Genomic DNA, 21,589 nt, shown 5'->3' on the forward strand with positions numbered 1-21,589 from the left:
ATTTAGCATTTATTATATAATCTATCAGAAGAAAAACTTCTGACTCCCCCAACAAAACTTTTTTCATACCGGGTCGATCGGCTCCCCACTGGTCGACCCCTCCTCCCAAAAAACAGACCACCTGAGAAGGTGGTTTTCTTTTTGGCGTTTATGCTGTAAGAGTTTCCATTTCTTCGTTCTTTTCTGTAAGTTCTTCTGCTACTTCCTCTGCCGCCTCTAAAGACTCCTCTGTTCCTATCATATCTGTTTTTCTGGGAGCCCTGACGCCAAAGCTTCCTGTATATCTGATTTCCTTAAGCAGCTTTTTGACATTTTTTAATGTTTTATCTATTTCATCAGCACCGGCGCAAATAACAGTTGGAACGCCACTGCCATTAAATTCTACACGCAATCCCGAATCTTTTAGAGTTTTAAAAGCCTTAAGCTTGTCTGTTGTACTTATCTCTTCAAGTTCTTTTTCATTCTTTGCCATATCTTGTACCTCACTTTTTACTAAACACAATATAACACATTTCTGCCTAGATTTCAAACGTCTGTTCTAACACTTTTGCACAAAAAAATATATTTTAATTCGTAGATATTTTATATCAAAAAACTGTTAAGTATTTTATTAACCCACCGATATATCTATTGAGAATAAAAATTCTCACTCCCCCAACAAAACTTTTTTCATACCTGGGCTGTTAATCTCCCCAATTAGCAGCCCTCCTCCCCAAAAAAATCTTGTGAAGCAAAAAGAGACGACTCCCCATCGTCTCTCTTTTGTTGTTATGCTCTATTATCTGTTTTTAGAATAGGCTTTAACAAAGAAATCCTTATCGCCTTGCTTTTCCATCATTTTCCCATCATCAGATATGTAATATGATGCTCCACTTGCTTCATAGTGATTGTGAATGTTTCCTGTGAGATTATTCCATTCATCATAATTGGCTTCACTCACATAATCAGATGCTTTTTCAAAGACAAGTCTGCCGTTTGAATAAGGCCTTATGAGCACAAAGAAATTATCTCCTGCCTCAAGATTAATGCTGTCATCAAGTTCAAAAGTATGATACCCACCACTGATCGCTGAGATTTTCTGAGTACATGAAGGCTCTTTTAATTTCGATATATCAATGCCTGCCTCATCAAATTCGGGATTTAAATATATTTCAACTTCGTACTGCTGATAGCTGTCAATCGCCATAAGCCCTATAGCTTCAAGTTTTTCTTCCCCTAGAGCCTTATACATCATTCCATATGGATTGTTTGAACCGGTAAGTGCATATACATAGTTATTATCATCATCAAGCGTATCTACCAGATTGGTTATAAAGCCTGCTGCCTGGTAATTATTATCATACCAGTCTTCAGATTCAGGTAAAGAGACTCTGTAAGCAGCCACACTACTTGAACAAGTAGTCTCATCGTAATATGAAAGATAGAAAAAACCACCTTCGCCGCTATTACTGCCCCAACTGTTCTTACATATCCAGGCTCCGTCACCAGTTGGTTTCCCGCCAAACTCAGATGAAGGATAATCATCATCCCACCCCACAATTAGGATCTCATGATTTGCTGTCGGAACCTTTTCTCCATCAAAGTATGAATAAAGATTTTTATTATGATTCTTCCAAAAAATAGTATCCGCATTTACTCCGGCTGTAACAGCCCCATGCTCATAGATCATCTGCTTTACATATTCTCTGTTTTGAACAGATGCGCAGATCTGGCTTACATCCTGGACATGATAGCTGCTCTCATAGCTATCTGATGGTTTTTCTCCATTTTCTTTAAAAAGAAAATCCTGTCCGTACATACTGTTAAATTTATCATTTCCTTTTTCAGGAACCGGGCCTTTCCACGCAGTCAGTAGACTTATGCAATAGTCTGTAACGCCACCTACAGCAACATAACCGGAATCATAATCAAATATCCAAGCCCCCTCTTCATTGTCAGCGTTTACAAGTTCTCTGTAATCGTTCTCTATATATCCTGTGTTTTCTTCATCTGCCTTATGAACATTGTAATAAGCCAGGTGTTTTTCAGACAGATCTATGTCGGTATAGTTTATGCTTTCATTATGCTTTAATATATCGCTCTCAATTGCTCCAAGCGCCGCGTAGGTCCAACAAAGATAAGAATACCCCTGATCTTCCGGTGCGGTAACAAAACGATTTCCATCTGCATCTCTTGAATCATATTTTGCCGGAAGATCATTTTCTGAAAATGTTGAAATATCTGCCGGAATCACATCTGCAAAGTCTTCATTGCTGTAAAACTTACCTGGATCACCATCAGCAATCGTCACTGCCTCAGGGATCACAATTTCCCGTACGTTTTGTACATCCAATGATGTAGGACTGTTTATGCTTTCTCCTACAACAGCTTCATGACTTGCAGGTTCGGATTTTTCTTTTGTTGCGCCCTCATCATAAATTGTTATACTTCCATCGACAACGCTCAGATCTTCATCCACATTCGGCACATATTCGTCCCTTCTGGATGAATTGAACTCTTTATGAATACTATGGTTTATAAACATAAGGGCAACAACTAAAACTATAACGGCTGCCGATATGATCAATACTTTCTTTTTCAATTTTTATCCCCTATCATATAACCTTTATCGTATTAAATGATCCAAACACAGACTGTGAAAAATCTCTTGAAAAGGCCTCATAATCTATGTAGTGGTATCCGCTTTTCCAACCATCAATAACCCTAAGCATGGGATATTCCTTCCCCTTAACACGCCAAATACTGTATCCCACAACAACTATAGTATGGTCCTTGTAAAAGCCTCTGGCTATATTCATAATAACAGGTCTGCCGTTCGATATTTCCTCTTTTACCTGCTTTTCAAAGCTAAAAACATACACACCCTTGCATTTTGCCTTGACACCGTAGGTTGCAAAAGCTTCTTTTGCTATTCCTGAAATAAAAAATGGTATGGTACCTCTTTTATCAGTATAACCATAACTTTCAGCAATTTCCTCAACAATTTTATAGGTTTGTGAAATATCATCGGAAATTCCCGGAACAAGGCCTTTTTTTCCATAGTAATCAAGGACTCTGGTAACTGCAACCACGGAACAGTTTCTGGTAACTCTGCCACTTATCTGCGCCATTGACCTGCTATTCATCACAATAGCTCTTCCACGCTTTACAAAAACGCCTTTTTCTCCATATTTTTCAAAAAGATATTTAGAAATATTAGTAATTCCGCCATATGGTATCTTCTTCATACACTCACCCTCGATAATTACAATATAGCCTATTTTTATACCAAAACCAAGTGTTCTAATTATCAGATAATACTGTACTATTTATTGATTTTCCTTAGAAAATATCACAATCTTTGGGTTGAAATTTTAGTCAAAATCCTAAATCATACCATCAAATTGTGATTTTTTTGCGAACTTTATGATTTTTGTTTTTTTTGTATGTATAATTTAGAAAAATGCATATGCAAAGGAGTGGACACGTGTTTTTATGATAGGAAGAGTAAAAAGACCCACCGCCCTAGATCCTTTGACAGGGCTCTATTCAAAAGAGCAATTTTTTTCAAGAGCTACGGAGTACGACAAATCACATCCTGATCAGGGAGTAGATGCTATTGTACTAAATTATAATAAATTTCACTTGATCAATGAATTATATGGTCGAGGATACGGGGACAAGGTTTTATGCGCAATAGGGGATTGCGTAAACAAGACAGCAAAAGAACACAACGGTATTGCCTGTAGATATGACGCAGACATTTTTTATATGTACATCAATCATCAGGATAACTATGATTTCCTTATTTCTCAGGTGTCATCTGAACTTGCTTCTATTATGAATACTCCTGACACAAGAATAAGGATTGGTATCTATCCTGATACCTCAATGGCAGCTTCACTGCAGCAGCGCTTTGACAGAGCTATTCAGGCCTGTAACTGCGTTACCAAGAACGGCCACAGCTCTACTTATGAGATATATGATGAAAAAATGCATAAAAGAGAGCTCTACGAAGCTATGCTCCTTGACAGTATAGGTGATGCTCTAAACGAAAACCAGTTTAAGCTCGTATTCCAGCCTAAATACGACATTCACGGAGAAAAGCCCAAACTGTCCAGCGCAGAAGTTCTTATCAGATGGCAGCATCCTGACTTTGGAGATGTAAGACCAGACTTTTTCATTCCTCTTTTTGAAGAAAACGGGCTTATAAGACAGCTGGACCGCTACGTTTGGAAAGAAGCTGCTAAACAGATCCGTATCTGGAGAGATGAATTTGGCTATACTATTCCTGTATCTGTTAATGTATCTAGAGTTGATATATTCGATCTGGACTTTTTATCATATCTTAAACAGATTGTTAAGGAAAATGGAATTGAGACCAAAGACCTTCATCTTGAGATCACAGAAACAGCCTACACAGACAATGTTGATCAGATCGTGGCTGTTGTAAAAGAGCTTCAGAAGGAAGGCTTCATGGTCGAGATGGATGATTTTGGAAAAGGATATTCATCCTTTAACATGCTCACCACTCTCCCACTTGATGCGTTAAAGCTCGACATTGGCTTTATAAAGGGCATCGCCGAGAACAATAAGGAAATGAACCTTCTTGACTGTATTTTAAAAATTGCCAAGCTCCTAAACCTCACAGTAATAGCAGAAGGCGTAGAGAGCTCCAAACAATATCTGCTTCTTAAAAATGCAGGTTGTGATGAGATACAGGGCTACTATTTTTCAAAACCTTTGGATTCGGGCGCTTTCGAATCTCTTCTTCAGCAAAAAGCATTATAATATAAAAGCCGTCAAAGTTTTCTTTGGCGGCTTTTTCATATCAATCCGAATAATCATAATCAAGTGCTATCTGAACATCATAGCCTTCATAAAGTTTTTCAACTCTCTCCTTCACCTTATCTATAACACCTTTCTTATCCTTTTCTTTAAAGGAAATAACAAGGTCAAAAGTGATTTTCTTTTCCTCTTCATCAATATACAGTCCATGCATCTGAAGAGCATTTGGATAGTCCTTTATTATCTCATTGACTTTAGCTCGCAATTCAGTTGCTTTTTGGTTACTGGTGTTCATAGAATATATGGATATTCCCGAAATAACTATTCCGGTATCACTTAAAACTTTATTTGCAATCTTTCTTTCGAGCTTATCAATCTGTGGAACCGTTATATCATCAGGAATCTCGATATGGGCTGATCCAACAAGCTTCTGATTACCATAATCATGGATAAGAAGATCGTATACTCCATTAACTTCGGGAAATGAATTGATGGAGTTTTTGACTGATCTTGATATCTCTGTAGAGATTCTTGCTCCAAGTATTTCTCCAATTGTCTCTTTTAATGTCTCAAAGCCTGTCTTTATGATCATTACGGCAATGATTATTCCTACAAAAGCTTCTATACTAAGGCCAGTGGTGATAAAGATGATCGCAGCAAGAAGTGTTGACGCAGAAATGATAGAATCGTTTAGCGCATCCTTCCCTGATGCAACAAGAGAATCTGATGAAAGTTTTTCTCCTGATTTCTTCGTATATAGTCCCAAAAGAATTTTTACAATAATAGCAGCTGTCACAATAACCAGGGCTGCAGCGCTGTAATCAGGAGTTGCAGGATTTATGATCTTTTGAACCGACTCAATAAGTGAAGTAATTCCGGCGTACAAAATAATAACACCAATAACCATGGTTGTAAGATACTCTATCCTGCCATAGCCGTATGGATGCTCTTTATCCGGTTCTTTTGCTGAGAGCCTTGCACCTACTATCGTAATAAAGGAGGACATTGCATCACTTAAGTTATTTACTGCATCCATTGTTATAGCAACAGAGTTGGAAACAATTCCTATAAATGCCTTAAATGCTGCCAAAAACACATTAGCAATGATTCCTACTACACTTGTCTGTACTATTTTTTTAGTTCTGTTCATAGGGCCTCCTTCAGACAACAATTACATATTTTTCAAACTAATCATATTATAAGGCAAGAAATATCTCGATTCAAACAGGTTCCTTCCTAATACATCTTGCAAATCACTTTCATTTCTTTGATAATATCCTCATGAGCGAAGAATATATGACAATCACGGAATTAAGTGAATACCTTAGTATCTCCGAAGCTACAGTCAGGAACTGGATTAAGCTTGGGAAGGTTGTTGCCACAAAATGCGGTAAAAAAACTGTCATTTTAAAGGGTGAAGTCCAAAAATTGTCAGAGTCACTTAATTCATCCAAAATGCTCACATCCAGAAGGAATAAATCGCGACTTGGCTCAAACTATATTCCCAGGTCATATATTTCCAAAAAATCTCCAAACTATAAAACTATACTTTCCATGATCGAAGCATTTCAGGATGAGACCTTTGAAATTACCAAAGTCATCAGTTTCTGTGCTGATTTGTTAATGGCATCCAGTGGAATATCAAAAGAAATAAGGCAATGTCTGTTACCTTATGATTTACCTGATATCGAGGTAAATGAACTTTTTTCTTCATATAAACTTGTCTATGTGCCATTTGAAGATACCTTGGGACTTATATATATATCCCTTAGGCGTCTGCAGGATAAAAAAGCTACCGGTTCATACTACACTCCTTTTTATGCAGTGGATCTTATGATAAAAGACTTACCTGATACCATGCAAAGCATATGCGATCCTGCATGCGGAACCGGAAACTTTCTTTTGCGTCTTGCTGATCAATATCCCCTTGAAATGGTCCATGGATATGATATCGATGAAATTGCCGTTAAGATTGCAAGGATCAATCTGGCTATTAAATATAGAATCAGCACCAAAGAACAACTATATACTATCGAGCACAATATCCGATGCATAGACTTTTTGAGCAGTAGCGAAACTCTTCAGAAATTTGACTTCATAATCGGAAATCCGCCCTGGGGAAGCTCTTTTACCAAAGAACAAATATCTGAATTCAAAAAGGGCTTCGAAAGCATTGCAGGTAAAGGAAAGCCTGAATCCTTTGATCTTTTTGTAGAAAAAGCTGTAAGGAGCCTGACCCCCAATGGAAATATGCTCTTTCTTCTACCTGAGACCATTTTGGGCGCCGATTATCACGAATCCATAAGAAGCTTCATAGCAGATAATTCTTTCGTATCAGGAATAAGTTATTTGGGCGATATTTTTGATAAAGTCCAGTGCCCCTGCATCATTTTACGACTTAATATCAAACAGACAGACAAGATAACCGTTCAGCACTATAAAAAAGAGAAAAAAGAACTGATAACCTGCGAAAAGAAATATGTTGTGAATTCCAACAGAATAAATGAAAAGAGCTTCCATATACTTGCTGACAATGAAGAGTACAAGCTTATTGAGAAAATCCTCTCCGTTCCTCATTTCACATTAGAGGGACAGGCTGATTTTGCCCTGGGAATTGTCACAGGCTCCAATAAATCAGTTTTATCCCAAAATCCTTTAGATGGATGGGAAGGAATTGTAAAAGGATCCGACATTCATAAGTATTTCTACGATGAGCCCAAAAGCTATACAAAATTTGTCCCTCAGAATTTCCAGCAGGTAGCTCCTGAGCACATGTACCGGTCAAAAGAAAAACTTTTTTACAAATTTATTGCAAATGAGCCCGTATTTGCCTATGATAGCAAGGGTACCATTTCTCTTAACAGTGCTAATATACTGATTCCAAGAGTTCCAGGGTACTCTGCTCTTTACATTATGGCTGTGCTCAATTCAGACCTCATGTCATTTTATTACCGGCATACCTTTAAGAATATGAAGGTACTCCGCTCAGCAATTGAATCGCTGCCTATTGCAAAGTGCGATAATGATACTATGAATACTATAAGCACTCTCGCACTTGACATTGCTGATGAGAAGAAAACATCATCAGAAAAAATAAGTAGGCTTAATGCCTTAATTGATAACTTATATTCTTTAGATAAAAACAAGTTTACTTTTACAGTTTAAAGTGCTATAGTATGACTTACGTGATTAAAATAAAGCTACATTGGAGGAATAATAAATGTCTTTTGAATATATACAAAAGCTTCCTACTCCTGATGAAATCAGGGAAGAATTTCCACTTACAAAAGAACTTGCAGAGTTAAAAAAGGAAAGAGATCAGCAGATTGCTGATGTTTTCACAGGAAAAAGCGATAAATTTCTTGTAATTGTTGGTCCTTGTTCAGCTGATAACGAAGACGCAGTCTGCGATTACGTTTCAAGACTTGGGAAGGTCAATGAAAAGGTAAAGGATAAACTCATTCTTATCCCAAGAATCTATACAAATAAGCCTCGTACTACCGGTGAAGGCTACAAAGGTATAACATCTCAGCCTGACCCGGAAGGAAAGACAGATTTCCATGCCGGACTTATCGCCATGAGACATATGCAGATCAAGGCGATTGAAGAATCCGGTCTTACTGCTGCCGACGAGATGCTCTACCCTGAAAATTGGGGATATGTTGCTGATATTCTCTCCTACGTGGCTATAGGCGCCCGTTCCGTTGAGGATCAGGAACACCGCATGACAGCCAGTGGTTTTGATGTTCCTGCAGGTATGAAGAATCCTACTAGTGGCACATTCAGCGTAATGCTTAACTCAGTATATGCTGCACAGCAGTCACATTCTTTCGTTTACAGAGGCTATGAAGTTACAACTAATGGTAATCCTCTTGCTCACTGCGTACTTCGCGGTTCAAGCAACAAGCATGGTCAGTCACTTCCAAACTACCATTATGAAGATTTAAGCCTTCTATTAAAGCTCTATGAGCAGCGCGAAATTGTAAATCCGGCTGCGATAATTGATGCTAATCATAACAACTCTAACAAGCAGTACAAGGAACAAATCAGAATTGTAAAAGAAGTCCTTCATTCAAGGAACCTTAACTCTGATATCAAGGGACTTGTTAAGGGTGTAATGATTGAGAGCTACATAGAAGAAGGCAATCAAAAGATTGGAGACGGCATCTATGGAAAGTCGATCACAGATCCATGTCTTGGTTGGAATGATACAGAGCGCCTCCTCCTCGAGATTGCAGAACTTGCATAAGCTACTCCTTTTTTGCGAATAAAACATAAAATATTAAAGCCTCTTCTATTCTGAATATATAGAAGAGGCTAATTTATTCATAATAAAAGCATGACCTATATATATCTTTCATCTTCAAGGTCATGCTTTTTTCTATTTATTTAATTACTCACATTCTTCAAGGAGCTTATCAATTGCAACAAGTCTTACGCATACAGTAAAGATGTCCATTGCAAGCTTAAGATCAGTAAGTGATGGGAATGTAGGAGCAATACGTATATTGCTGTCATGAGGATCCTTACCATATGGATAAGTTGCTCCTGCTTTAGTCATAGTTACTCCCGCTTTCTTGGCTTTATCTACTATAGCCTTAGCGCATCCATCAGGGGCATCAAAACTGATAAAGTAGCCACCCTTAGGCTTAGTCCATGAACCAATTCCTACAGGCTCTAGATCTCTTTCAAGTGTTTCCAAAACTGCCTCAAACTTAGGTCTTATTATAGCGGCATGTTTTTTCATATGCGCTTTGATTCCTGCAAGATCACCAAAGAAACGTACATGACGAAGCTGGTTAACCTTATCATGACCGATTGTCTGATAGTTAAGCTGAGCCTTGATCTCTTCAAGATTGTTCAAAGATGTTGCTATAGCTGCTATTCCGCTTCCAGGGAATGTAATCTTGGAAGTTGATGAGAATTTATATACAAGGTCAGGACTTCCTGCCTTTTTACACTCTTCAAGGATTTCAATAAGGTAATCCTGGCTTCCATCATAGAGATGATGAACACCATAAGCATTATCCCAAAAGATACGGAAATCTCTGGCTGCTGGACGAAGACGGGCAAAACGTCTTACTGTCTCATCTGAATATGAATATCCCTGAGGGTTGGAATACTTAGGAACGCACCAGATTCCCTTGATTGACTCATCATCCTTTACAAGTCTTTCTACTTCATCCATATCAGGACCTGTAGGAGTCATCTGTACAGGGATCATCTCAATTCCAAAATACTCTGTTATTGCAAAATGTCTGTCATATCCCGGAACAGGGCAAAGGAATTTAACTTTATCAAGCTTGCACCAAGGAGTGTTGCCCATAATACCATGAGTATATGCTCTTGATACTGTGTCATACATAACGTTAAGAGAAGAATTACCATAGATAATGATGTTCTCAGGCTTGTTCTCCATCATGGCTCCGATCAGGACCTTTGCCTCATGGATACCATCAAGTACACCGTAGTTACGGCAATCTGTTCCATCCTCACAAGAAAGGTCTGCATCAGAATTAAGCGTATCCATCATACCCATAGAAAGATCAAGCTGCTCTCTGCATGGCTTTCCTCTCGCCATATTAAGATTAAGTCCCATACCCTGATACTTTTTATACTGAGCCTTCAGCGCTTCTTTTTCCTGCATAAGCTCCTGCTTAGTCATTTCAGAATACTTCTTTGTTTGGATTTCGCTCTTCGCCATTTTAATCTCCTTAAAAAATCAATTTCTTATTCTAGCCCATCCATATGGGTCACTAACTTGTTCATCTTTGGAAATATACTGTGAAATAGTATTGCTGTCTGCATATCCCATAAGTTCCTGAACAGAACTGACATCAGCTCCATTCTCAACTAAATGTGCTGCAAAAGAATGCCTTAAAGTAAAGATAGTAATGTCAGAATCGACTCCTGCTTTTCTGACATAAGTCTTTATAAGTTTCCATAATCCCTGCCTGCTAAGTGAAGTGCCGTTACAATTTACAAAAACAAATTCTTCATCATCGCAGTTTCCGATCATTTCTCTTCTGGCATTAAGCAGATAATCATGCATTGCTGTTTTTGCTTTTTTTCCATAAGGAATAAGTCTCTCTCTGGTATCACCACTGCTCCTTGGAAGGCGAATGCAACCAAGCCCCAGATCTACATTGGAAAGCTTTAGGTTAACCAGCTCCGACGCTTTTAATCCCGTAGCATACAACAGCTCTAAAATAGCCTTGTCTCTTTTGCCCTTGGCATCACTTGGAAATTTTTGAGATAAAAGGCCTTCAATCTCAACCGCAGATAAAACTCTGGGCGGATTCTTTTTTACATGGGGACTTTTCAAGATTTCTGCAGGACTATCTGTGATATTCCCATTCTCCACCATGTATCTGAAGAACGCTTTCATAGATGTATAATGCCTTGTTATAGACGCAGGAGCAAAATTCTCATTCCTCAAACTGTTGGCATAGTCAGTTATTTTATCCTCTGTAACACCGCTGACTTCATCTATTCCACGCTCATGCATGAATGCCGCCATGCGCTCAAGATCACGCTTATATGAAAGGCAGGTATTCTCGCTGGTTTTCTTAACATTATGAAGATGTTCTACAAACTCATTAATCTGTTGATTCATATTTTTGATCTCAATGTGTTTAATTGGATAATTGTATACAAATATGCACTTAAGTTATGATACTACACAAAATACGATGAATCAAGCCTGTTTTGAAGAATTTACCCTACTGATAAAAAGTGGCCAGACCAAAGCCAAAGAATATGCATATCTAAATTCAAGATTAGGTGCCGCTATTAAAAGCGTTCCAAGCATCAAAAATAAAAGCCACATCTCAGGTGTCTTTACTTTTCTCTTTATACCTATGAAAAGAGCTGCTATCAAAAGCCATGAGTATGTTCCGATGCTCCATAACATGCCATATATCGGAACAAAGCCTCCAAGCTTAATAAGAATTTCTTTTGTCTTAACTACAAGCTTGCCGCCTATCTTAGGCATCCAAATTAGGCCATAATCATTGCCCATTATGCCGTCTATATCTCCTACTGCATATGCAAAATCGGGATAAATATATCCTCCAAGAAGATCAAACCATGCAGAAACATAGTCGCCAAAATATCTTGGCAAAAGACCTGCCCAAAGTTTAAAGTATTCTGCCTTATGACTTTCAAGGTATGATACATCTCCGGCTCTTACAAGTTCTTTTATATTATCCGCATAATCCGGAGCATATAATTCATGAATATAAGTTGTATCTATTACCGCATCGATCAGCTCTTCTTCTGAAGCTGTAAGCTCTCTGTCATTAACTAAAACTCTTGCTATCTGTGAAATTGGGACAGATAAAGACTCAACAAAATCAGGCTTTTCTACCCCAAAGCTATCAAAAACCGGTCCCTTTATCACTGCAACAAACAAAAGGACAACAATAACTGATGGAAGCGCTTTTTTTATTTCTTTTCTGAAGGAATATACAAAAACTAAAGACCATACTATAAATGCGTACCAGGCGTTGGATCTAAATAATGAAAACAAAATTCCAAGCACGATGAAGCCCGGATATGAAGCTCTTTTATTTTTCATCTCTATAATATGGCACACGAAAAGAACTGTAATCGCAGCAAAAGGAATATCCTTCCAAATAGTCACTGCAAACACAGCATTAAACGGAACCAGCGCAAAAAAGGCAATACTGATTAGTTCCACCAGTAGATTCCTCTTTTCGGAGATCACTCTTATTTCCATAACAAGCCTTGATAAGGCTGCTGCAAACAAAAGCATCTGAAAGACGGTATAGAAACTGATAGCACTTACAACATCTTTTGTAAAAAAGAATCCAATGCTATAGAAAAGCTTTATCAAAAGCGTGTGTACCATGGGATGGTGATTGGAATATGGCCTTAATCCCATTATCTGCTCATACTGGACCAGTGAGTCAGCAGTCATTATCCCCGGGAACTCGTAAAGAAAATATGGAAGCCAGCAAAGAAGGCATAAACAAAAGCAAAGAACAAAGACCTTTTTGGGGGTATTGATCAGATCATAGTATTTATCAAGAAATCTTGTAACAGTCTGATATTTTGCAGGAATTTCTGCTCTTTTGTCTCTTATTATAAGTGAATATACTCCCTTATAAATGATATAAAATAGGCAAAAAAGACCAACAGATAAAATGATAAGAGCTAATAGTTTAAACAGTGAACTATCAAACCCTTCCGTAACCTTTGCCCTAAGAAGATATGAAATCACAGCGGATAGCCCCACCGATATACATAATCCCGGTATCTTTTTTATCCTATACTCTTTAGCCTTATTATCAGCAAATAAAAGACACACAAAAAGAACTACCGTTAGAGGATTTCTAACGGTAATTCCTAATATCAACTGAAGTGACCAACATGCAAAAAATGCTAAAAGCAATTATTTTCCCCCATCCATGATCTTATATAGCTTTTCCATAACTCCAAGACAGTCAAGAGTTGAAAAATAGTCTCTTGGAGTCTCAGCTCTTCTTATAAGCTGTACGCTTCCGTCCTCTTTCAAAAGAAGTTCTGCGCTCTTGAGCTTACCATTATAATTATAACCCATTGAATAGCCGTGAGCACCTGTATCATGAATAAAGAGATAATCACCTTTTTCAATCTCAGGAAGAGCTCTTTCAATAGCAAACTTATCGTTATTCTCACAAAGAGATCCTGTTACATCATACACGTGGTCTAAAGGTGCATTTTCTTTTCCCAAAACTGTAATATGATGATATGCACCATACATAGCAGGTCTCATAAGGTTAACTGCACAGGCGTCAACACCAATGTACTCTTTATAGATATGCTTTTCATGAATTGCCTTGGTAACAAGAGCTCCGTAAGGCGCCATCATGAAGCGGCCCATCTCTGTGAAAATTGAAGTATCTCCCATTCCGGCAGGAACAAGTATCTTTTCAAACTGCTCTTTTACGCCCTTACCAATTGCGTATATATCATTGCCTTCCTGGTCAGGCTTGTAGGGAATTCCTACACCACCAGAGAGATTGATGAATGAAAGAGCAACACCTGTCTTTTCCTTGATCTCAACAGCAAGTTCAAAGAGCTGGCCTGCAAGAAGCGGATAATACTCATTTGTAACTGTGTTACTAGCAAGGAAGGCATGAATACCAAATCTCTTTGCTCCCTTAGCTTTTAAAAGCTTGTAAGCTTCGATGATCTGGTCTTTTGTCATACCATATTTGGAATCACCAGGATTATCCATGATTCCGTTACTCATCTGAAAAACTCCGCCGGGATTGTATCTACAGGAAATTGTCTCCGGAATCTTACCAAGAGTCTTTTCCAAAAAATCAATATGTGTAAAATCATCAAGATTTATGATAGCGCCAAGCTTGTCAGCGTAAACAAACTCTTCAGCCGGAGTATCATTAGAAGAGAACATAATGTCGCTCCCCTTGGCATCGACAGCTTCGCTTAACATAAGCTCAGTAAGAGAAGAACAGTCAAAGCCGCAGCCCTGCGCTTTAAGAATCTGCATCAATACCGGATTAGGTGTAGCTTTTACAGCAAAGTATTCTTTAAAACCTTTATTCCAGGAAAAAGCATCATATACTGCTTTTGCATTTTCAATAATTCCTTTTTCATCATAGATATGAAAAGGGGTAGGATATATCTTTACAATATCTTCTACCTGGTCCTTAGTTACGAATGGTTTTTTCATAATAGTAATCCTCCGCTATAAAATAATTCTCCATCACTTTAACATGGTAATGTATAAAAACGCAAGAATTATTATTTAGCTCAAATATCTTCTATTTGCCAATCAATAGGCTCAAGTCCGTTCTGAACCAGGAATTCGTTACACTTGCTAAAATGCTTGCATCCAAAAAATCCTCTATAGGCTGAAAGAGGGCTTGGATGAGGTGCTTCGAGTATCAGATGTTTTGGGTTATTAAGCATCGCCTTTTTAGTCTGAGCAGGTCTTCCCCAAAGCATGAAAACTACAGGGTCATTCTTCTCATTAACAGCCTTAATTATGGCATCTGTAAATTTTTCCCATCCCTTTCCCTGATGTGAGTTAGCCTGGTGGGCCCTGACTGTGAGAACTGTATTTAAAAGAAGCACACCCTGATCAGCCCATTTTTTCAAATATCCATTATTGGGAATCCTGCAGCCAAGATCATCATTCAGCTCTTTATATATATTAACAAGTGAAGGCGGTGTGTCTGCTTTTCCCGGGAGAACTGAAAATGACAAGCCATGGGCCTGTCCCGGTTCATGATAGGGATCCTGACCAAGAATAAGCACCTTAACATCCTTTAACGGAGTAAGGTGAAGTGCATTAAATATATCATCCGCAGGTGGATATACCACATGGGTCTCATATTCTTTTTTTACAAAAGTAAAAAGTTCTTTATAATAATCCTTTGAAAACTCCCCTGATAAGGCTGGGAGCCAGTCGTTTGTTATCATTGACATAAAAACAATCTCCAAATTTATAATCTTACAGGAATTCCTCTTCCATTCAGGTACTCTTTTACCTGCTTTATCTCAAGCTCTTTATAATGGAAAAGAGATGCCGCCAAAGCTGCATCAGCTCCGCCTATAGTGAGTGCATCGTAGAAATGCTCTAAGGTTCCTGCTCCGCCTGACGCAATGACAGGCACATTAACAGACTGGGAAATCTGTCTTGTGAGTTCAATGTCATATCCGGCTTTTGTTCCATCGCAGTCCATACTTGTCAAAAGAATCTCTCCTGCGCCAAGTGAAACCACCTTTTTTGCCCATTCCACTGCATCAAGGCCAGTATCAATCCTTCCGCCATGTTTATATATATTCCATCCGCCGCCATCAGCTCTTTTCTTGGCATCTATGGCAACTACAACACACTGACTGCCAAATTTATCCGCGGATTCTGCAATAAGCTCTGGCTTGTCAATTGCTGCAGAATTCATGGATACTTTGTCTGCCCCTTCCCTAAGAATGGCCTTTACATCATCTACTGTCCTGATGCCTCCACCTACTGTGAACGGAATAAAGACTTTTTTGGCCACTTCTCTTACCATATCAGCTACAGTTGCTCTTCTCTCATTAGAAGCTGTAATATCCAAAAAAACAAGCTCATCTGCACCAGCTTTTGAATAGGCCTCTCCTACTGATACTGGATCACCTGCATCCTTAAGATTAACGAAATTGATTCCCTTAACAACACGCCCATTATTTACATCAAGACATGGAATAATTCTTTTTGTAAGCATAAGTCACCTCTCTTAAACTTCAAGGAAATTCTTCAATATCTGCATTCCTACATCAGCGCTCTTTTCAGGGTGGAACTGGCATGCAAAAACATTCCCGCTCTCAACAGATGCATCTATAGACACGCTGTAATCTGTTGTTGCAGTTACTTCGTCCCTGTTCTCAGCCCTTAAATAATATGAATGCACAAAATATACATAAGGGTTATCATCAAGGCCCTTAAAAAGTCTTCCCTCTCTTGGAAAAGAAAGGCTATTCCAGCCTATCTGCGGAATTTTATACTTATTGCCCTCTATATCTATACCGGGAATTCTGTTTATTTTTCCACGCAAAATGCCCAGGCCGCTAACATTTTCTGATTCCATACTGGATTCAAAAAGAAGTTGCAGACCCAGGCATATTCCTAAGAATGGTATCTCTTTAGAAACAACTTCTGAAATTGTCTCTTTTAGACCATACTCATTTATTTTGTTCATTGCATCGCCAAAAGCACCTACACCAGGTAAAACAACATGATCTGCCCTGTAGATTTCTTTTGGATCTCTGGTAACTAATGTCTTCGCACCAAGATAATCAAACGCTTTTTCTACACTTTTAATGTTACCAGCATCATAATCAATAATAGCTACCATCAAGCATCAAACTCCTTCCGAGATATCCGATGCTTTCAAGTGTATCATGATTCTAAAGTTCCGACAATCTCCATTATTCGGATAGTGTAATCCCTTTCCTTCTTTATGGAATTGATTTCTGCTATATCATCTGCGCCGAGACCATAGTTAGCTGACAATAATGATTCGATACTGTCATACACACTCTGCACCTGAATCTCAACGCCATATTTAGCAGCTTCTTCAAGCAGAACATCCTGATTTCTCATAGCCATCAAAAGCATATCCAAGGCTTCCTCTTCCATGTTCATGGCAATGTAGTTTTCATATCCGTTCAGATATCGCTCTGCCCATGCCAAAACTCTTGACTGCTCGTAGATATTATCCTGCTCTTCAGTTCTTTCTTTTCCATATAGCAGTTTATAAGCTGTAGTATATTCCCTCTGTTTATATGCATTGCTTGCCCTTGTAGATGTGACACTGTCAGGGATAACCATTGACGGGATTACGAAAAGAATTCCAAGGGACGCTGCAAAGATAGCACAAATAGCAACTTTTTTTGGCGCGATGGCCTTTTCGGGAACGCCGGGGTCCTTAGGAGGCTTTGGCTTTTTCTCCTTCTTTGGCTTTGGTGGTTTTTCCTTCTTTGGCGGTTTTTCCTTTTTAGGCTTTTCTTTCTTAGGCTTCTTTTCCTTTTTCTTCTTTTCTTTCTTGCCCTTGCCTTCTTCTCCAAGTTCATTAAGAACCTGCTGATTCTCATCAGTTAAATTAGCAAGCCCCTCAGCTGAATCATCATCTTCTCTGGTCAGGGCCTTTAATAATCTGGCAAAAAAACCTTCTTTCTTTTTCTTCTTGCCTTTTTTATCGGGATCTTCTTCAGAATCCTCGCCGCCACCACCTCTTTCAGGTATTGATGCAAGTTCATCCAGTGATGGCTCTCCACCATCGTTAAATCCTTCTTCAGTCAAAGCATCTAAGATATCTTCCTTAGGTATCTCAGAATCTTCAGGCCTTCCTGCCTCTTCATCAAGATGGGACGTGTTCTCAATATCTTCAACTTCATCATTAGCAAGGCTGTTCATAAGGGCATCAAGATCAGGAACAGCTACATCACCTTCTTCTGATGCCGTTTCTCCATCAGTAGCACCTGCAGCACTCTCAACTTCTGCAACCTCACCATCAGCAGAGCCTGACCCTTCTTCAGAACTTAAAAGATCATCAAGGCTTGCTTCAAGGTCATCTAAATTTAGTTCTTCCTCACTTCCGTCTAAGGAACCCCCATCATCAGATGCTGCGCCTGCTTCGGGCGCCGGTTCCTCGGCTATTGCATCTTCCAGCGATGGTTCCTCATTAGGAACTTCTTCAGCTGCCTCCTGAGCTACCTCACCAGAAGCCTCTTCCTGCGCTCCATCTGTAGAACCTTCAGAATTCTCCTCTATACCACCATCTGAAGACTCTTCATCCATAAGTCCTGACATGTCAAGCATAGCTTCCATCTCAGCAAGATCTACATCATCGGATTCGCCCTTCGATTCATCTGATGTAGGTTCCTCAGATATTGCACTATCTTCTTGAGATAAAACATCAGCTTCATCTGTCTCTTGCGTCGGCTCTTCTGCTACATCAGCTTGAAGATCAGCAATATCTGCTGATTGAGAATCCTCTATAGGAGCCTCTGTTTCACCTTCAGAAGCACCATCAATATTATTTAAAGTCGCACTAATATCATCACTAACAGACTTGCCATCTGATGGCTCCTCACTTAAAGCCTCATCCATGGCAGCTTCCAGGTCGTCTAGCGAAAGTTCATCAATGTTCACATCATCACTAGTTTTCCCTTCAGAGTCCTGCATATTATCAAGAGCATCTACAAGGCTTCCCTCTAAATCCTGATCAGGTTCCGTCAAACTACTGCTAGGAGCTTCATCCAAAAGATCTGTTAAGATTTCTTCAGGAGTTTCGGATGCATCAGTTGCTACATCATTTTCCAACGAAATATCAGCATCCTCCGGAAGCATTACCTCCGGAGCCATTTCCAAAAGAGAATCATCCTCCGCAGACTCATCTATGATCGGTGGCTTCTCATTGGGTACAGGCAACTCCTCAGTATTTTCCTGGGGTTGTTCTTGTACATAATCAGAACTATCAGAAAACTTTCCGCTCTGAGCCTCCTGATCCATTCTTTCAGCGTCAGCAATTGCCTCATCCAAAGCAATTTCTTCAGGATCTCTGACATCATCAACTGTTGGAGTCGCACCAACAGTAAAAGTAGGAATTCCTGAATCTGTAGGTGTCTGTATATCATCTAACATAGATGACAATCTATCATCAATTATTTCATCTCTATCAAGTCTGTCTAACAGACTACCAATATCATTTAATGCCTCGTTTTCACCGTTAGAGTTATCTACAAGCGCACCAATATCCCCTGCATCACCTTTTCTCTGTGATGTAGAGGAATTTTTGCCTCCCTTTGTTGCCATTCTGTTAAGAGCAGATTGAGGGTTATCACTTGACTTGGCTGAATTCAGCAAGCTATCGAGATACTCTTCGTTGTTGGCATTCATCGCCCATTATTCTCCTGCAAAATATAGTTAACAGAATTCATCTGTACTGATTCTGTTTTATCCTGTATTTCTGGGGTATGTTGATATAATTTTTCGTGAACTCTGATGAGATGTGCCTGCTTGTTTATAAAGGCAACCTTTTCAAATGGCCATCTGATTACTGTTGGATAATCAAGACCAACTCCCAGTTCTAAAATAAGAAGCTTGGAATTAAGAGTATTAGTCAAAAACTTCATATAATCAGCCCATCTGTCCTGATAGGCACTCTCATTATACTTAATGGTCCTATACTCTTTTCTCTTCTGATTTAGATACAATACTTTTCCATCAGCAAATGGTTTTACAAAATTTGTACCCTCATCAAAATCGCCATCATTTTCAATAATGATCTTATGAATCTTCTCTACGATTTCATTAAACTCAGGTGATTTATCTGATAAGAATAATGGATCATCTATATCGGATGTCTGAAGGTACATATATGTTCCACAAGGATAAACACTCTTTTGAGGATCAAACCCATACATGAGCGCATCCTGTAAAAAAATATCAGCAACTAAAAAGTATTTCTTATCACCAATAATATTCTTCAGTGCTTTATATGCCTTTTCAATCTTTGTATCTGTCTGATAATAAGCATATTCGTATTCCACAATAGGCAAGAGCCAGTTATTATCTTTCTTCTTACAATACTCTAATAATTTGCTATACCTTTCATCCTTAGAAAGTCCATTACTTACCCAATTCCATTCGTTGCCAATTCCTATAACAACATTATCAAAGTTTTCTACTAAACCAGCTAAATTTTGTTCCATGATGTAATACCGCCTATTGTTTGTAATATTAAAATACTCCCTTTGCAGAACAGTCATTGAAAACGTGTTTCATAACTGAGAGGCAAAGGGAGTTATAGTCAGTTAATATTAGCCTGCACTGGAAGCATTAACTAGTTCATCTATTACACTTACAAGATTACCAATCTCAGGTTTTGACAGCTGCCTATCAGCACCAAGAGATTCACCTTTTCTCCTCATTTCTTCATTAACAAGTGATGAGAAAATAATAAGTGGTATATCCTTAGTAGCATCATCACTCTTTACAAGCTTAGTCAATCTATGTCCGTCCATGATCGGCATTTCAATATCAGTGATAATGCACTTGATATTATTAAGCTCATTTCTATCCTTACAAGCTTTGATGTAGTCATATGCAAGCTTACCATTTTCAAAATGTCTCACATTATTATAGCCCGCTTTATTAAGTGAATCTACAATAAGCTTGTTAAGAAGCTGTGAATCTTCGGCAAGAACAATTGGAACTTCATTTCTAGGACGAGGTCCAATCTCTGAAAGAGCATCCATATTAAGACCTGTATTAGGATTAATATCAGATACAATCTTCTCAAAGTCCAGAATGATGATCAACTGATTATCAAACTTGATAATACCGGTTGAAATACTCTCTTCTGCCTTTGAAATTGTAGCATTTGGTTTGATGATATCAGCCCATGATACTCTGTGAATACCAATAACAGAATCTACATGGAAAGCAATATCCAATTTATTAAAGTTTGTGATGATGAACAATCCACCTGCTTTGGAAGCACCGCGCTGTAAGCAGTTCCTCAGGTCAATGGCTGTGATCATTGTATCACGAGGCATAAAAATACCTTCGATACTAGGATGAGCATTTGGTACAGGAGTTACTTCCTGATACACAATGATTTCTTTGATCTTTGCAACGTTGATGCCATAGCAATGATCATCAATCTTAAACTCAAGAACTTCAAGTTCATTGTTACCACTTTCAAGCAGGATCTTTGATTCCATTCTCTCACCTCTCGCAATAAAATAGTAAAAAAAGTGAAGTTTAAAAAAAGAAAAATAACATTAAACCGTTCGTTAATTAATTGAATATCCTCATTTAGTATAGCATAGTTTTTTGAAAGTAAATATAAAAAAACAAAAAAAGACGGCTATTTGACCGTCTTTTTAGAATTCATTTATAAGTATTTTATAATTTTAGTTTTTCTTTAAAATTTGTACCTTCAAAACCGAACACTGATTTATCTAAATCCAATTCTTTATCTCTATACTTACCTTTATGGATAAGCCCTCGACCTATTAGTACACATCAGCTGAACACGTTACCATGCTTACACCTTGTGCCTATCTAACCTCGTACTCTACAAGGGGTCTTACTGCAAAAACCAGGGATATCTCATCTTGAGGGGGGCTTCACGCTTAGATGCCTTCAGCGTTTATCCCTTCCGGACGTGGCTACCCAGCCTTATGCATCTGGCGATGCAGCTGATACACCAGCGGTCCGTCCATCCCGGTCCTCTCGTACTAAGGACAGCTCCTCTCAGATATCCTACGCCCGCGCCGGATAGGGACCGAACTGTCT

General features: G+C 38.6%; 17 protein-coding genes and 1 rRNA gene. 3 read left to right on the forward strand and 15 right to left on the reverse strand.

Annotation, left to right across the window (positions count from 1 at the left end):
* Positions 1-148: 148 nt before the first annotated feature.
* From C4S54_RS02305 to C4S54_RS02315, 3 genes are all read right to left on the reverse strand, one after another.
* The gene (locus tag C4S54_RS02305; RefSeq protein WP_103868073.1) at positions 149-472 is read right to left on the reverse strand and encodes a hypothetical protein; all 324 of its coding nucleotides are present in this window, start codon (positions 470-472) and stop codon (positions 149-151) included.
* A gap of 306 nt (positions 473-778) precedes the next feature.
* On the reverse strand, positions 779-2,581 hold the full coding sequence (locus C4S54_RS02310) for a C1 family peptidase (RefSeq protein ID WP_103868074.1): 1,803 nt from the start codon (positions 2,579-2,581) through the stop codon (positions 779-781).
* Positions 2,582-2,594: 13 nt separating this feature from the next.
* A complete protein-coding gene (locus tag C4S54_RS02315) occupies positions 2,595-3,227 on the reverse strand; it encodes a C39 family peptidase (RefSeq protein WP_103868075.1) in 633 nt (210 codons plus the stop codon).
* Between the two features lie 247 nt (positions 3,228-3,474).
* On the opposite strand from C4S54_RS02315, the gene C4S54_RS02320 reads away from it, so the two are divergent.
* Positions 3,475-4,770 (forward strand): putative bifunctional diguanylate cyclase/phosphodiesterase, encoded by a 1,296-nt coding sequence (locus C4S54_RS02320; protein ID WP_103868076.1) that lies wholly within the window; start codon positions 3,475-3,477, stop codon positions 4,768-4,770.
* A 40-nt stretch (positions 4,771-4,810) separates the two neighbouring features.
* Here C4S54_RS02320 and C4S54_RS02325 read toward each other — a convergent pair whose 3' ends face one another.
* Positions 4,811-5,917, reverse strand: a complete 1,107-nt coding sequence (locus tag C4S54_RS02325) for a cation diffusion facilitator family transporter (RefSeq protein WP_103868077.1) — start codon at positions 5,915-5,917, stop codon at positions 4,811-4,813.
* 131 nt (positions 5,918-6,048) lie between these two features.
* On the opposite strand from C4S54_RS02325, the gene C4S54_RS02330 reads away from it, so the two are divergent.
* Together C4S54_RS02330 and C4S54_RS02335 are read left to right on the forward strand one after the other, a co-directional pair.
* The gene (locus C4S54_RS02330; protein WP_103868078.1) at positions 6,049-7,932 is read left to right on the forward strand and encodes a TaqI-like C-terminal specificity domain-containing protein; all 1,884 of its coding nucleotides are present in this window, start codon (positions 6,049-6,051) and stop codon (positions 7,930-7,932) included.
* A gap of 55 nt (positions 7,933-7,987) precedes the next feature.
* Positions 7,988-9,016, forward strand: coding sequence for a 3-deoxy-7-phosphoheptulonate synthase (locus C4S54_RS02335; RefSeq protein WP_103868079.1), 1,029 nt, complete (start codon positions 7,988-7,990; stop codon positions 9,014-9,016).
* Between the two features lie 144 nt (positions 9,017-9,160).
* On the opposite strand, the gene C4S54_RS02340 is transcribed toward C4S54_RS02335, so the two are convergent.
* From C4S54_RS02340 to C4S54_RS02390, 11 genes are all read right to left on the reverse strand, one after another.
* On the reverse strand, positions 9,161-10,471 hold the full coding sequence (locus C4S54_RS02340) for an aminotransferase (RefSeq protein WP_103868080.1): 1,311 nt from the start codon (positions 10,469-10,471) through the stop codon (positions 9,161-9,163).
* A gap of 18 nt (positions 10,472-10,489) precedes the next feature.
* Positions 10,490-11,383 (reverse strand): tyrosine-type recombinase/integrase, encoded by an 894-nt coding sequence (locus C4S54_RS02345; RefSeq protein WP_103868081.1) that lies wholly within the window; start codon positions 11,381-11,383, stop codon positions 10,490-10,492.
* Positions 11,384-11,464: 81 nt separating this feature from the next.
* Positions 11,465-13,183, reverse strand: a complete 1,719-nt coding sequence (locus C4S54_RS02350; protein WP_103868082.1) for a DUF6020 family protein — start codon at positions 13,181-13,183, stop codon at positions 11,465-11,467.
* Complete coding sequence (locus C4S54_RS02355) at positions 13,184-14,473, reverse strand: diaminopimelate decarboxylase (RefSeq protein ID WP_103868083.1); 1,290 nt, start codon at positions 14,471-14,473, stop codon at positions 13,184-13,186.
* 77 nt (positions 14,474-14,550) lie between these two features.
* A complete protein-coding gene (locus tag C4S54_RS02360; protein WP_103868084.1) occupies positions 14,551-15,228 on the reverse strand; it encodes a uracil-DNA glycosylase in 678 nt (225 codons plus the stop codon).
* A gap of 17 nt (positions 15,229-15,245) precedes the next feature.
* The gene (gene hisF, locus C4S54_RS02365; RefSeq protein WP_103868085.1) at positions 15,246-16,007 is read right to left on the reverse strand and encodes an imidazole glycerol phosphate synthase subunit HisF; all 762 of its coding nucleotides are present in this window, start codon (positions 16,005-16,007) and stop codon (positions 15,246-15,248) included.
* A gap of 12 nt (positions 16,008-16,019) precedes the next feature.
* On the reverse strand, positions 16,020-16,637 hold the full coding sequence (hisH, locus tag C4S54_RS02370) for an imidazole glycerol phosphate synthase subunit HisH (RefSeq protein WP_103868086.1): 618 nt from the start codon (positions 16,635-16,637) through the stop codon (positions 16,020-16,022).
* A 44-nt stretch (positions 16,638-16,681) separates the two neighbouring features.
* On the reverse strand, positions 16,682-19,183 hold the full coding sequence (locus C4S54_RS02375; protein WP_103868087.1) for a hypothetical protein: 2,502 nt from the start codon (positions 19,181-19,183) through the stop codon (positions 16,682-16,684).
* Complete coding sequence (locus C4S54_RS02380; protein ID WP_103868088.1) at positions 19,180-19,998, reverse strand: hypothetical protein; 819 nt, start codon at positions 19,996-19,998, stop codon at positions 19,180-19,182. Before C4S54_RS02380 ends, C4S54_RS02375 begins: the two co-directional genes overlap by 4 nt.
* 108 nt (positions 19,999-20,106) lie before the next feature.
* Positions 20,107-21,012, reverse strand: a complete 906-nt coding sequence (locus tag C4S54_RS02385) for a chemotaxis protein (RefSeq protein ID WP_022773466.1) — start codon at positions 21,010-21,012, stop codon at positions 20,107-20,109.
* A 274-nt stretch (positions 21,013-21,286) separates the two neighbouring features.
* Positions 21,287-21,589 (reverse strand): 23S ribosomal RNA (locus C4S54_RS02390); the annotation flags it as partial.

Source organism: Butyrivibrio sp. Su6 (genome assembly GCF_900108105.1).
Classification (GTDB): Bacteria; Bacillota; Clostridia; order Lachnospirales; family Lachnospiraceae; genus Butyrivibrio.